The 13,785-nt window shown below is 44.8% G+C and carries 16 protein-coding genes and 1 tRNA gene; 10 read left to right on the forward strand and 7 right to left on the reverse strand.

Features of this window, described 5'->3' with window-relative positions; translation table 11 throughout:
* Window positions 1-14: 14 nt before the first annotated feature.
* From KJ365_RS01820 to pyrF, 3 genes are all read left to right on the forward strand, one after another.
* Window positions 15-275 (forward strand): lipopolysaccharide assembly protein LapA domain-containing protein, encoded by a 261-nt coding sequence (locus KJ365_RS01820; RefSeq protein WP_214449901.1) that lies wholly within the window; start codon window positions 15-17, stop codon window positions 273-275.
* Window positions 276-1,445, forward strand: a complete 1,170-nt coding sequence (gene lapB / locus KJ365_RS01825; protein ID WP_214449902.1) for a lipopolysaccharide assembly protein LapB — start codon at window positions 276-278, stop codon at window positions 1,443-1,445.
* A 64-nt stretch (window positions 1,446-1,509) separates the two neighbouring features.
* A complete protein-coding gene (pyrF, locus tag KJ365_RS01830; RefSeq protein WP_352109297.1) occupies window positions 1,510-2,214 on the forward strand; it encodes an orotidine-5'-phosphate decarboxylase in 705 nt (234 codons plus the stop codon).
* A 48-nt stretch (window positions 2,215-2,262) separates the two neighbouring features.
* Here pyrF and ald read toward each other — a convergent pair whose 3' ends face one another.
* The gene (ald, locus tag KJ365_RS01835) at window positions 2,263-3,393 is read right to left on the reverse strand and encodes an alanine dehydrogenase (protein ID WP_214449903.1); all 1,131 of its coding nucleotides are present in this window, start codon (window positions 3,391-3,393) and stop codon (window positions 2,263-2,265) included.
* Between the two features lie 126 nt (window positions 3,394-3,519).
* Between ald and lrp the strand changes: the two genes are divergently transcribed.
* From lrp to serS, 6 genes are all read left to right on the forward strand, one after another.
* The gene (lrp, locus tag KJ365_RS01840) at window positions 3,520-4,005 is read left to right on the forward strand and encodes a leucine-responsive transcriptional regulator Lrp (RefSeq protein WP_214449904.1); all 486 of its coding nucleotides are present in this window, start codon (window positions 3,520-3,522) and stop codon (window positions 4,003-4,005) included.
* Between the two features lie 137 nt (window positions 4,006-4,142).
* Window positions 4,143-6,515, forward strand: a complete 2,373-nt coding sequence (locus KJ365_RS16990) for a DNA translocase FtsK (protein ID WP_214449905.1) — start codon at window positions 4,143-4,145, stop codon at window positions 6,513-6,515.
* A gap of 34 nt (window positions 6,516-6,549) precedes the next feature.
* Entirely contained in the window at window positions 6,550-7,266 is a 717-nt protein-coding gene (gene lolA, locus KJ365_RS01850) for an outer membrane lipoprotein periplasmic chaperone LolA (RefSeq protein WP_214449906.1), read from the forward strand.
* A gap of 13 nt (window positions 7,267-7,279) precedes the next feature.
* Window positions 7,280-8,587, forward strand: a complete 1,308-nt coding sequence (locus KJ365_RS01855) for a replication-associated recombination protein A (RefSeq protein WP_214449907.1) — start codon at window positions 7,280-7,282, stop codon at window positions 8,585-8,587.
* Window positions 8,588-8,604: 17 nt separating this feature from the next.
* Window positions 8,605-8,988, forward strand: coding sequence for a fluoride efflux transporter CrcB (gene crcB / locus KJ365_RS01860; RefSeq protein ID WP_214449908.1), 384 nt, complete (start codon window positions 8,605-8,607; stop codon window positions 8,986-8,988).
* 8 nt (window positions 8,989-8,996) lie between these two features.
* Window positions 8,997-10,292 (forward strand): serine--tRNA ligase, encoded by a 1,296-nt coding sequence (gene serS / locus KJ365_RS01865; RefSeq protein WP_214449909.1) that lies wholly within the window; start codon window positions 8,997-8,999, stop codon window positions 10,290-10,292.
* Between the two features lie 6 nt (window positions 10,293-10,298).
* Here serS and KJ365_RS01870 read toward each other — a convergent pair whose 3' ends face one another.
* The 5 genes from KJ365_RS01870 to KJ365_RS01890 all read right to left on the reverse strand — a co-directional run bounded on the left by KJ365_RS01870 (window position 10,299) and on the right by KJ365_RS01890 (window position 12,410).
* Entirely contained in the window at window positions 10,299-10,637 is a 339-nt protein-coding gene (locus KJ365_RS01870; RefSeq protein ID WP_214449910.1) for a TusE/DsrC/DsvC family sulfur relay protein, read from the reverse strand.
* Window positions 10,637-10,912, reverse strand: coding sequence for a DsrH/TusB family sulfur metabolism protein (locus KJ365_RS01875; RefSeq protein WP_214449911.1), 276 nt, complete (start codon window positions 10,910-10,912; stop codon window positions 10,637-10,639). The genes KJ365_RS01870 and KJ365_RS01875 overlap by 1 nt, the downstream gene beginning before the upstream one ends.
* A 1-nt stretch (window position 10,913) precedes the next feature.
* On the reverse strand, window positions 10,914-11,273 hold the full coding sequence (gene tusC / locus KJ365_RS01880; protein WP_214449912.1) for a sulfurtransferase complex subunit TusC: 360 nt from the start codon (window positions 11,271-11,273) through the stop codon (window positions 10,914-10,916).
* A complete protein-coding gene (tusD, locus tag KJ365_RS01885; RefSeq protein ID WP_214449913.1) occupies window positions 11,270-11,653 on the reverse strand; it encodes a sulfurtransferase complex subunit TusD in 384 nt (127 codons plus the stop codon). The genes tusC and tusD overlap by 4 nt, the downstream gene beginning before the upstream one ends.
* Before the next feature lie 97 nt (window positions 11,654-11,750).
* Entirely contained in the window at window positions 11,751-12,410 is a 660-nt protein-coding gene (locus KJ365_RS01890) for a Bax inhibitor-1/YccA family protein (protein WP_214449914.1), read from the reverse strand.
* 221 nt (window positions 12,411-12,631) lie between these two features.
* Between KJ365_RS01890 and KJ365_RS01895 the strand changes: the two genes are divergently transcribed.
* Window positions 12,632-12,723: transfer RNA gene (locus KJ365_RS01895), tRNA-Ser, on the forward strand.
* Window positions 12,724-12,799: 76 nt separating this feature from the next.
* On the opposite strand, the gene KJ365_RS01900 is transcribed toward KJ365_RS01895, so the two are convergent.
* Window positions 12,800-13,756 (reverse strand): polyprenyl-phosphate transporter, encoded by a 957-nt coding sequence (locus KJ365_RS01900; RefSeq protein ID WP_250883971.1) that lies wholly within the window; start codon window positions 13,754-13,756, stop codon window positions 12,800-12,802.
* Window positions 13,757-13,785: the final 29 nt, after the last annotated feature.

Here is a 13,785-nt window from a genome sequence, read left to right on the forward strand (position 1 = left end):
AGAAAGGAAGCTTAATGAAAGCCATTTTTATTGCTGTAACAGTTGTATTATTGCTAATGTTGGCAGTAGTGGTTGGGGCAAGAAACTCTGAAGTCATCAGTGTCAATTACCTCATTGCTCAAACCGACATGCGTGTTTCTGCATTTATGGTCTGGTCTATCGGCGTCGGATTTATATTAGGCGTGTGCACCATGCTAAGCAAATACCTTGCGTTGCGTGTCAAACTCTCTTTATTGACCAGAAAACTCAATAAAATGTCCAAAGTAGATTCTTAGATGTTAGAAGCGCTTTTCCTTTTGCTACCTGTTGCGGTTGCCTATGGTTGGGTAATGGGGCGCAATAGCCTTCGAAAGGCGCAACGTAAACAATCCTCCATCATCTCTAATCACTATTATAAAGGTCTTAACTTCCTTCTCTCCGATCAGGCTGATAAAGCCGTTGATACCTTTATGAAAATGATCAGTGTCAATAACGACACGGTTGAAACGCATATTGCCATGGGCAACTTTTTTCGCCACAGGGGCGAATTAGACCGCGCTATTCGTGTACATCAAAATTTGATCAGCAGAGACGAGATAAATAAAAAGCAAGAGGCGATGGCACTCGTTGAACTAGGCACTGATTATTTGCTCGCAGGCTTTTTAGAGCGGGCGGAAGGTGCTTTTTTGCAGTTACTTGATGACGAAAAACACTTTGGTATTGCCCAACAAAAGTTGTTTAATATTTATCAGGTCACCAAAGAGTGGCACAAGGCAGTTGAATTAGCGTCACGCAGTCTAAAAATAACGCCTAACGATAAACACATGTATTTGCTACTCTCGCATTTTTATTGCGAACAGGCCTTAGAGCAAATGCAAGCTGGTGATTTAGTTGCTGCCGAAGAGACCCTGAAAAAAGCCATCATGGTGGAAGGTCAAGAGGTGCGAGCATGGCTAGAGATGGGCAAGTTGTGCATTCAAAAAGAAAATTATACACAGGCAATGGATTATCTGGCCGAAATCCCAAAGCGCGATTTAGACTGGCTCAGTGAAGCCATTCCCTTGTTAGAGGTGTGCGCATCTAAGATTGATGGCTGGGATAAATTAGAAACCTTGCTTGAACCGTATTGGCAAAAATGCGCCTCGTCTTATATTGCCAAGGTTAAAATTCTTGCGCGCAAAGGTGAGCTAAACCAAGCGATTGAAACACTCAACAAGCAACTCGAGCATCATCCGACCATGCGGGGCTTTGAGTCTCTGCTGAGTCTCTATCATACAGCCTTGCCAGACAATCAAACACAACAGAGTCTCGAGAAAATGCAGGCTTTGATTGTAAAACAAATTAAGCAACGTCCAAAGTATCGCTGCCAAAGCTGTGGTTTTGCTGGACGACAGCTATATTGGTTGTGCCCATCGTGTAAAAACTGGTCTGTGATCAAGCCCATAAAAGGCCTCGATGGGGAGTAAATTGCAGCGGTGACCACGGTACTACCTTGTTATTAACTACATTTATTAAACGGATATTGAATACGTGAAACAAAATCGAGTGTCTTCTCCGGTGGTCGTGGCACTAGACTACGACAATCTTGATACAGCTAAATCTTTAGTTTCTCAGCTTTCTCCTGAACAATGCCGAGTCAAAGTCGGAAAAGAAATGTTTACCTCCTTTGGGCCTGAATGGGTGCGTTATTTGGTGGGCGAGGGCTTTGACGTTTTCTTAGATCTTAAATTCCACGACATCCCTAACACCGTTGCTAAAGCGGTCACAGCCGCAAGTAAGCTCGGTGTATGGATGGTAAACGTGCATGCAAGTGGTGGGGCTAAGATGATTGAAGCTGCAAAAGAAGCGGCTCAAAGTGCACATCAAGTGCCGCTTCTTACCGCAGTGACGGTGCTAACAAGCATGGATGAAGCACAATTTAAGCCGGTTTATGATTCGTCGGATATTGCGTCAAAAGTAATGTCGTTGGCAACATTAGCACAACAAGCAGGGGCCGATGGCGTGGTGTGCTCTGCTAAGGAAGCCCGTTTACTAAGAGGCGCAGTTGCTGATGAATTTTGCTTAGTGACGCCTGGCATAAGGCCGCAGGGAAGTAATGTAGACGACCAAAAACGCGTGATGACGCCACAAGAGGCAATGAATGCTGGGGTGAATTATATGGTAATTGGCCGACCTATCACGCAGTCACAAAACCCAGCGCAAGTATTGCACGCGATCAATCAGTCAATTATGTAAAAGATGGGTATGGCTCACCGTTAACTAACGGTGAGACATGACATTGTGCTATCTGCTAAGGGCTTCTGCCGCATCACAGTATTCTAGGTTTAATTGCGCGCCTAACGCATCTACAACAGCCTTGTAAGTCACCAAGCCTTTATGCACGTTCAAACCATTAAGTAGATTTTTGTCATCTAGCATAGCTTGCTTAGCACCTTTGTTGGCAAGCGCTAGGCCAAACGGCAGTGTTGCATTGTTTAATGCCATAGTTGACGTGCGTGCAACGCCGCCTGGCATGTTGGCAACACAGTAATGCACCACGTCGTCAATGATGTACACAGGGTCTTGATGAGTGGTTGCCCGTGAAGTTTCAAAACATCCACCTTGGTCAATAGCAACATCCACTAACACAGAGCCTGGCTTCATTGCCTTGATGTGCTGCGCATTAAGTAGCTTAGGAGCCGCCGCACCAGGTATTAATACTGCACCTACCACTAAATCAGCACGGGACGAATAATGCTCAATGGCATCTGAGGTTGAATAAACTGTGTGAACGCGACCTAAGAAAATATCGTCAAGCTCTCTTAAGCGAGGCAATGAACGGTCTAATATCGTCACATCAGCACCTAAGCCGACCGCCATCTTCGCAGCTTGTGTACCTACAACGCCACCACCAATGATAAGCACTTTACCAGGTGCAACACCCGGGACGCCGCCTAATAATGTGCCGCTGCCGCCATGCGCCTTCTCTAGATAATGCGCGCCCGCTTGAATTGACATACGTCCAGCGACTTCAGACATAGGTGCGAGTAGGGGAAGGGTACCTTTGTTATCAGTGACCGTTTCATAGGCAATACAGGTAGCGCCAGAGGCAACTAAAAGCTCGGTTTGACGTGGGTCGGGTGCAAGATGCAGGTAGGTGTACAGAATTTGTCCTGCGCGTAGCATCTTGCATTCATTTTCTTGGGGCTCTTTGACTTTTACAATCATTTCAGCGCTTGCAAATACTTCTTGAGCAGTATTAAGCATAGTTGCGCCTGCCGACACATACATGTCGTCGGTAAAGCCTATTGCGGTGCCGGCATTTGTTTCAACATGCACAGAGTGTCCATGTGCCACAAATTCTTGGACAGCAGCTGGCGTTAGGCCAACACGATATTCATGATTTTTAATTTCTTTAGGTACGCCAATGATCATAGTTAAACGCTCTGGTTAGGAAAAATAACGAGCGCATTGTACCGAAGAATAATAAAATAATAATTTCGTATTTTCTTTAATTGCAGTATATTATGCTGAATATACATTAATTTGCAAAATATCATTATGCTGGTTAAAACACCCAAACATATTGACCGAATCGACCGCAGAATCTTAAATGAGCTTCAGTCTAACGGTAAAATATCTAATGTAGATCTCGCTAAGTTAGTTGGCCTAAGCGCAAGCCCTTGTCTTGAGAGGGTAAAGCGTCTGGAGTCACAAGGGTATATTGATGGCTACTACGCTAGGCTTAATCCAGACATGTTAGGGGCGGCTATGTTGGTGTTCGTTGAAATCACACTAACGAAAACCTCGGTCGACATCTTTGCCGAATTTTCTGCTGCAGTGCAACAACATGAAGATATTCAAGAATGCCACCTTGTATCAGGCAACTTTGATTTCTTATTAAAAGCAAGAGTGGCCGATATGTCGAGCTATCGTAAACTATTAGGTGACACTTTATTGCGTCTGCCAGGCGTTAGCGAATCGAGAACGTATGTTGTCATGGAGGAGGTAAAACATACCTCCAAAATTAAAATTAATTTGAAGTGATTTTTTGAGCACGTTAAGGCGCATTATCAAGTGAATACAAAGGCAGTGAAAAAACGTTTTTCTAGATGCTCCAAAGCCACGTTTTATGCTACCCTTATCCTGTTAATTTCATCCAACTATTGAGAAATAAATACCCGATGTCGAGATTGTCTGGGATACAGCGTATTATGGAAGTAGGCATGATTATTTCGTGCGCGTTTGCTTTCTTTTTGTTGATCTCGCTTGTCTACTTTAATCCAAGTGACCCCGGTTGGAGCCAAGCTGGCCTAAACGTTGAAGTGCAAAACATCATGGGCGGTGTGGGCGCTTATTTTGCTGATATTCTCTTGTTTACCTTCGGTATGACGGCATACCTTGTACCATTTGGCTTGGCATTTGTCGGCTGGTTCGTATTTTTACATCTGCGCAATTTAAAAGAGTTAGATTATCTCACTATCAGCCTACGCTTAATTGGCATCATTTTGTTGGTATTTGGGTTTACCGGCATTGCGAGCATAAACTTTGACGACATCTACAGCGTCTCTGCAGGCGGTGCAATGGGTGACATTATAAGTGCCGCGTTGCTGCCGCACTTTAGCTTTGTGGGCTCAGTATTGCTATTACTCTGCTTTTTTTGCACAGGCTTCACGCTGGCTACTGGCATTTCTTGGATGTCTATCATCGATGGCATCGGTGCAATCACCATTAAAAGCAGTAAAGGTATGATGGCCTTGCCTAACAAAATGAGCCACTTACGTCTACCTAGTCCAAAATCAGAAGATGAAACAGGCGCTGCAACCAAATCTGATAAAGTCACAATCACCAGTTTGCGTGCGGCGCCGGCTAAACCTCGCAAAGAAGAGCCTGCTTTTTCTATTCCTGATGAAGTATTTGAACAGGACGATGTGCCTTTTACAGCAAATACATCAGCTGACTGGGAAAATCCGGCAGACGCTGCGGATAAGCCCGTACAAGCAAAGACAAAGCCGGTCCCTAAGTCATCTTCTGTTACGCCAATAAGCGGTGAGGATGTTGGTGCAATGCCTTCATTTGAACTTCTAGAGCGAGCGAACAAACGCGAAAACCCAATTTCCCAAGAAGAGCTTGATCAGGTGTCACGCCTCCTTGAGGCTAAGTTAGCGGATTTTAACGTGCAAGCTGAAGTCGTCGATGTTTTGCCTGGCCCGGTGATCACGCGTTTTGAATTGAATTTGGCCCCGGGCGTTAAGGTGAGCAAAATTACCACCTTGGCTAAGGATCTCGCCAGAGCGATGTCCGCAATTTCTGTGCGCGTCGTCGAGGTCATCCCTGGTAAATCGGTCATCGGGTTGGAATTGCCCAACAAACATCGCGAGATGGTAAGGCTGAGTGAAGTCATAGGGTGCAGTGAATTTCAAAACAATGATTCGCCGTTAACGATGGTGCTCGGCGCGGATATTTCTGGTAATCCGGTGGTCGTTGATTTAGCGAAAATGCCACATTTACTTGTTGCGGGTACCACCGGTTCAGGTAAGTCTGTTGGCGTAAATGTCATGATTTTGAGCTTGTTGTATAAATCAACGCCAGAAGACGTACGCTTGATTATGATCGATCCTAAAATGCTAGAGCTGTCGGTGTACGAAGGAATACCGCACCTGTTGGCAGAGGTTGTGACTGACATGAAAGAGGCGTCGAATGCGCTGCGTTGGTGTGTTGGTGAAATGGAGCGTAGATACCGGTTGATGTCAGCACTGGGAGTGCGCAACCTGAAAGGTTACAACAAAAAGATTGCACAAGCGGCAGCGGCGGGGGAGTCAATCTACGATCCGCTTTGGCAGGCAAGTCAAAGTATGGAAGAAAGTGCGCCAGCGCTTGAAAAACTCCCGTCAATAGTGGTTATCGTGGATGAGTTTGCCGACATGATGATGATTGTCGGTAAAAAGGTAGAAGAGCTCATCGCACGCATCGCACAAAAGGCTAGGGCAGCCGGTATACACCTTATCCTTGCAACCCAACGCCCATCTGTTGACGTAATCACCGGACTGATAAAAGCCAATATTCCCACACGAATTGCGTTTCAGGTTTCAAGTAAAATAGATTCCCGCACGATTCTCGACCAACAGGGGGCTGAATCTCTCTTAGGAATGGGAGATATGCTCTATAATCCTCCCGGCACCAGCATTACAACCCGAGTGCACGGCGCGTTTGTCGATGATCATGAAGTGCATGCGGTCGTTGCGGATTGGAAAGCACGCGGTGCGCCTCAGTACGTTGATGAGATTTTAAATGGTGACGCAGTAGGTGATGTACTGCTACCTTCTGAGCAGGGTGAGGGCGGTAACAGTGAAGATTATGATGCGTTTTACGATGAAGCCATAGCGTTTGTTACCGAAACACGCAAAGTGTCTGTCTCTAGTGTTCAGCGTAAATTTCGTATCGGTTATAACCGTGCTGCACGGATAGTTGAACAAATGGAAATGGATGGCGTCATAACAACAGCAGGACATAATGGTAATCGCGAAGTACTCGCGCCACCGCCTCCAAAAGCTTAGTCATAATTGCACATATCGACATTAAGGAATTTCATTGAAGCCAATCAAGGATTATATTCAGCGCTCAATAGCAGCGTCTCGAAAGCGTTATAAAGCACTAGGTGCTTTATGTGCCGCATTATGTTTGTGTATAGGTGCAAATCCATTGGCGTATGCGCAATCTAGCGCCGATGTAAGTGAAACGCAAACTCTAGCAAAGCAAGAGTTAAAAGCCTTGTTGTCGAATTTACAGAGTTATCGCGGTGAATTTACACAAACCATCGAAGATTGGTCTGGAGAAGTGCTACAAACCTCACAAGGCAGATTGACGCTGAAGAAGCCTAATCAGTTGCGCTGGGAAGTGACTATGCCCGATGAGTCGTTGTTTATTGCAGATGGTGCTGTTGTATATAACGTCGATCCATTTGTAGAACAAGTAACCTTGTTAGATCAAGCGCAGATTGTTAATAACAACCCTTTGATGCTATTGATAAGTGACGATCCTTCAGCATGGGATGACGTTGCCATTGAAAAATCAGAAGACCGGTTTATTGTCAGTTCAACAAACCCTAACGCAAATATCACTGAACTACATCTGCGTTTTGTTGATGGGCAATTAAGTGCATTAGTCTCTCAAGACAAGCAACGTCAAATCAACCGTATTGAGTTTGTAAATGCCCAGCAAAACGTGGAGGTTTCCCCCGACGCATTTTTCCCTGTCTATCCTGATAATTTCATTGTTGATGATCAGCGTAGCCTTTCGCAACCATAATGCAGTAGTGTAAATGAGTAGTCGTTCACCGCTTGCCGATGCGTTAAGGCCAAGCTCTTTTGAAGAGTATGCAGGCAACGCAGATTTAATGGGACCGCAAGGGGTACTCACCACATTAGTCAAGGCCAACCAAATACCGTCGATGATTTTATGGGGGCCGCCCGGATGCGGAAAAACCTCATTAGTACATGTATTGAGCCAAGTCTTAGATGTTGAAATCATAAAAATTTCAGCCATCAATACCGGTATTAAAGATATCAAGCAGATTGCTGAGCAAGCACAGCAAAGCCGCGATAGCTTGTTTTCTCAGTCTTCACTCGTGTTCGTTGATGAGATTCATCGTTTTAATAAATCCCAACAAGATGCATTTTTACCGTATGTTGAGAGTGGTGCCATTCGCCTGATTGGCGCAACCACTGAAAACCCTTCGTTCTCTATTAATCAAGCCTTATTGTCTCGTCTACGCGTGTTTACCCTTACACCATTAACCGAAGCAGACTTAGAAAAGTTGACTGTTAGAGGTTTAACGCATTTAAACGCTGGGCGAGAAGGTAAACCGCTCAGTTTAAGTGATTCAAGCCAGCAGGCCTTAATCAAGCACGCAAACGGTGATGCAAGGCGATTGTTAAATGCACTTGAGTTAGCTGCAGATATTGTAGGAGAAGGTAGTGAGCTAACGCTGGCTATATTAGAGCAAGCTGTTGGCGAGACCATAGCAGCTTTTGATAAGCAGGGAGACCATTATTATGATTTGTTATCTGCTTTTCATAAATCCATTCGCGGCAGCGCTACCGATGCCTCGCTGTACTGGTTTGCTAGAATGCTCATTGCCAATACAGACGTATCGCCCATTTGCAGACGTTTGTTGGCCATTGCCAGTGAAGATATTGGCAATGCAGACCCCAAAGCGCTTCAGGTATGCTTAAATGCATGGGATATTTATCATCGGGTAGGAGCTGCTGAGGGCGAACGAGCCATTGCTCAAGCGGTTATTTATTGTGCGCTAGCCCCAAAAAGCAACGCTGTGTACAACGCATTTAAAGCTGCCAAGGCGGATGCCTTAAAGCATGCAAATGAACCTGTTCCTATTCACCTACGCAATGCGCCTACACAGTTAGCGAAAGACGCAGGTCACGGTGCTTCGTACGTTTATCCACATAATCTTAATACCGCATATGCTACGGGTGTTAACTATTTTCCAGAAAACATGCCTCAAAGTGAGTATTATCAGCCAAATCCGCGCGGATTTGAAAAACACTTACAGCAAAAAATCGCATATTTACAAGAATTAGAAGATAATACGCAAAAAAACAAACCATAAGCTGCTAGGGCCTGCGTATGACAATCACTTGGATGACCTACCTCTTCATCGCCATTGGTGGTGCGCTGGGCGCTTGCTTACGGTTTTTTGCAAATGTAACGGTAACTGAAACCTTTGGAAAGAGCCTGCCGTATGCCACTTTGGGCGTAAATGTGCTTGGCTCTTTTTGTTTAGGATTGGCATTTGCGTGGTTTTCTGACAACACCAACATCAATAATGATGTAAAATTAATGATAACCGTTGGCCTTTTAGGGGCCTTTACGACATTTTCGACATTTTCACTGGAAGTGTTTTTATATTTACAAGAAGGTGATTGGATAAGAGCCTTCGCCACCATTTTATTAAACGTATGCCTGTGCCTTGTTGCCGTGTGGTGTGCGTTGTCAATTATGAAAGGATAGTAATAGTTATGTTAGACCCACGTTTACTTCGAAACAACATAGAAGAAACGGCAGCCGCCTTGGCCACGCGAGGATATCAACTGGATGTAGATGCTTACAATGCACTTGAAGAAAAGCGCAAAGCACTGCAGGTTGAAACCCAAGACCTACAGAACGAACGAAACACTCGCTCAAAAGCGATTGGAATGGCCAAGCGTTCAGGGGAAGATATTGCGCCATTATTGGCACAGGTTGAAGCACTTGGCGGTAAATTAGACGAGGCAAAAGCGGCCTTAGAGCAAGTGATGCTCTCGCTCAATATTTTTTATCAAGAAACGCCTAATGTTCCAGCACCCGGCGTACCAAGTGGTAAAGACGAAGACGACAACGTTGAAGTATTGAAGTGGGGTACACCGCCAGATTTAGGCTTTAAAGCTAAAGACCATGTGGATATCGCACAAGCCTTAAATAAAGGCTTAGATTTTGAGACAGCGGCGAAATTATCTGGTTCACGATTTGTGGTGATGAACGGCAGTATTGCCCGCATGCACAGAGCCTTAGCGCAGTTTATGCTCGATTGTCATACCCAAGAGCATGGCTATCATGAAGTGTATGTGCCTTACCTTGTCAATTCTGAAAGCTTGTACGGTACTGGGCAGTTACCAAAATTTGGTGAAGATCTTTTCCATACCAAACCGGCGACCGAAGAAGGACAGGGCATGTCTCTTATTCCTACTGCAGAGGTGCCACTGACGAATATTGCACGAGATCATATATTTTCTAGCGATGAGTTACCGGTCAAAATGACTGCGCACACGCCTTGTTTTAGAAGTGAGGCCGGCAGCTATGGTCGTGATACCAGAGGTCTTATCCGTCAGCATCAATTTGACAAGGTAGAAATGGTGCAACTTGTTGCTCCTGAGACCTCGATGGATGCTCTAGAAGAACTGACCGGCCATGCTGAAGTGATACTTCAAAAACTTGGTCTGCCTTACCGCAAGGTGGTTTTGTGTACCGGAGACATGGGCTTTGGGGCTTGTAAAACATACGATCTCGAAGTGTGGCTACCTGCCCAAGATACTTATCGTGAAATAAGCTCTTGCTCAAATATGGGCGACTTTCAAGCGCGCAGAATGCAGGCCAGATACAAGTCAAAAGACATGAAAAAGCCAGAACTTATCCACACGCTTAATGGCTCTGGTCTGGCAGTAGGCAGGACGCTAGTAGCGATACTAGAAAATTATCAGCAGCAAGATGGTTCGGTCAAGGTCCCTGAAGTATTAGTACCGTATATGAACGGAGTGACTGAGATAACGCCAGCGTAAATGCATTTATAAACACTTGGCTGGTTTAGGTAAACCAGCCAACTTGGTAGCGAGTTTTGCGGGCCCATCAGGAAACAGGCGGTGTAGATAACGGCTGTTGCCTTTTTCGGGGCCAAATTTTTGCTGCATCGCTTTGACTAAGGCTCTTATCGCTGGGCTGGTGTCGTAGCTATCGTAAAATTCACGTACAAAGTAAATCACTTCCCAATGATCATCGGTCAACGTCATGTGTTCGCGCTGTGCAAACGCTAGGGCAATTTCGCGCTTCCATACGGCAGGGTCGGCTAAGTAACCGTTCTTATCGAGTGGGACGCTGATGCCATTTACCTGCAAGTTCTGATTCATTATTGCACCGTGACCACATTGAAATGCTCGGTGGTCATTGCGACCCATTGCATTGGGTTAATGAGGTTTATTTGTTTGCCTTCAAATATGCGCTGGTGTGCCAAGCCACTTGCCAACCAGTCTTGTTCAAGCACAAATACACGTGGCGCAGGCACCTCTTGAAGCAACAACGACAGCATGTACACGCCATCTTGCATTAACACAATGCTGACATCGTCATCTCCAAAATATGGGCTGACTTTATCTGGTTGATTAGAAAGAACTTGTAACAACATACTAAAATACCAATACGTGATGAGCGTTTTTGATGAGCGTCTTGACTTGTTCAGACTCTAAACGAGTACTTTCAAGTTTATCACTTTCAAGACTAATACCTCTATTTAACAAAGCTGTATCGTTAACGTAGATTTTTTCCACATCAAACAAGGGGAACGAACATAGTTTTTTGAACATGTTTTTGTGTGAGATTACCTCAGGGCTTTGCGTCTCTACTAACTGATAAACGCCGTCTTCATCAAACAAAACGCGTACTTCCAACCCAACATTGCTTGCGGCCAAGGCTGCTTCAAATGCGTCTTGGGCAGCGCTTGTGTGGTAGGGCGCCTTAGTATTTATAACTAATAGATAACCATTCAAAACTGAATACTCTTGATGCTATCGTCATGTAAACTAGCGAAGTACTCGCTCATACCCACTGAAGTAAAACATGCTGCAGTGGTATCATCTTCACTGTGTGAGGTAACGATCCCGCGGCGAGTACCCGCCGTTACGCAAAGGTATAAGGGGATCTTGTGCTGGGCGTTGAGCGCTTGCCAACGGTCTTTTACCGATACTTCGTCGGTATTTACACACAAGTGCTTAGAGCTATTGTGCACACCTGCTTGATAGAAAAATACATGTTTGACTTTATACCCTAACGCAACGGCCGCCTCACAAAAGGCAAGCGCGCTTTCTGCATTACGCGAATCGTAGGGACTCTTGGTTATAAACAAAGCGAAAATAGGGCTATCAGACATGATGCGTTTTATAAAATAATCATGATGAAAGTATACAGCCTTATGCTGAAAACAAAAACGCCCCATTCAAGGGGCGTTTTATCATTTGTAAAATAGCTTACTCTTCGCCTGCACCTAGCAGAGCAAGAATAGACATAAAGATGTTGTAGATGCTTAAGTATAAGCTCACAGTCGCGCGGATGTAATTGGTCTCACCTCCATGAATGATGCGGCTGGTATCAAACAAAATCAGCCCCGACATCACAAAGATGATAAGCGCGTTAATCGCCATGCTCATTGCTTGCATTTGGAAGAAGATGTTTGCGATGATGGCAAGTAGCGCAACCACCAAACCAACCATTAAGAACCCGCCTAAGAAGCTAAAGTCCTTCTTCGATACCAAAGCATAACCCGACAACGTGAAAAATACGACTGCAGTTGCACCTAACGCTTGGGCTACAAGTCCACCAGCACCTGCTGCTACATACATACTAATGATTGGGCCTATTGCACCACCAATTAAACCAGTGAATACGAATACCCAAACAAGTCCTGATGCGGAATCAGCTTTTTTCTGAACAATAAACAGACTGATGAACGCACCAATGATCATGGCAAAATAGCCAACCATGCCAATATTCAGCATTGACGTGATGGTGGCCGTTATCGCGCTAAAACCGATGGTAAGTGCGAGTAACATATACGTGTTGCGAAGTACCTTATTAATCTCAATCGCTGATGACTCAGCTGAGGTTGAATACATAGTACGCCTGTCCATTTTTTTCTCCAATATAATGCTAAGTGTAAATACCGAGACTTTTCTCAGTATTTGTTAGTGTCTTTGTATGGTGTTTGGTTCAGTTTTTCAAGTTTTTTCGATTATAAACTGTTTAGGAATAATGACATGTCGGAAATTTGTGCGATCGAGTCAGGTTTTTACGATTTTTTGTTATTTAGGCTTTACATTGAAGCAATTCGCTTTTAATATTCTGCCCCTCTGGAGAGTTGGCAGAGCCCGGTTGAATGCACCTGACTTGAAATCAGACGAACGGTTAAACGTTCCGGGGGTTCGAATCCCTCACTCTCCGCCAAATACTAGAAGCCCCGATTAAGTCGGGGCTTTTTTATGGACGGCCCTTTTGTAGTATTCGGGCTGCAAATATCTGTCTAGCCTGATGCGTGGTTTTGCGCATTATCTTTTCCAACAAACTCTAATAACATCACCAAGCCAAAGCCAAGCAGCATCAAGCCAAGTGCTGGCAACATAAAAGAAGGTTGTTGCGTTACTTGTTCAAACGTATGGGGTAACACGTTGCGTTCATCCAGTGGAACGATATCACCATGACGGTCAATCATCGTGCTCAAGGTTTCTTTCCATGGCCATACTTTGTTTAAAGAACCAAGTACAAAGCCGCCTAGTAGCGCGAGGGTGATTTCTTTATGCTTTGTAAACATCCAATCCAATACGCGTGAAAAACTCAGTATGCCAACGATACATCCGCTGGCAAACAAGGCAAGAAGTGAAAACTGAAACTCCTTAATAGCCAGCATGACATGGCTGTACATTCCTAGTAGAAGCAGAATGAATGCACCAGATATGCCAGGTAAAATCATCGCGCATATAGCCAGCATCCCCGATAAAAAATAATATACTGGGGTGGGTTCAATAGACGTTGGCGATATTTCTGTCAAAAAATAAGCTATTGCCGTACCTAACGCAAAGGTTAGGGCCAGGGGAATACTCCACTTCTTTATATGCCGTAAAAGCGAATATACCGCCGCCGAGATAAGTCCAAAAAAGAAGGACCACAGTAATTCTGGGTAATTGTTTAAAAGGTAGACAACGATTCTAGATAAACTCACAATGCTTAGTAAAATACCGCTTCCTAGCACGAGCAAAAATGCGCCGTTCACATAGTTAAACGCAGCAACCGGTCCTTGACGCCACAGTACTTGTAGCGCGTGCACGCCGCATAGCTTGATTGAGTGAATTAGTTCTTGATAGATACCGGTGATAAACGCAATGGTGCCACCCGACACTCCTGGTACTGCATCAGCCGCGCCCATTAGCATGCCCTTAGCGGCTAAAAACCCATAATCCTTTGTCCGACGCTGAGATTCCATAACTTCTCCAAGTGAATCATTTTATAACT

The sequence above is a fragment of the Glaciecola sp. XM2 genome (assembly GCF_018595715.1).
Classification (GTDB): Bacteria; Pseudomonadota; Gammaproteobacteria; order Enterobacterales; family Alteromonadaceae; genus Glaciecola.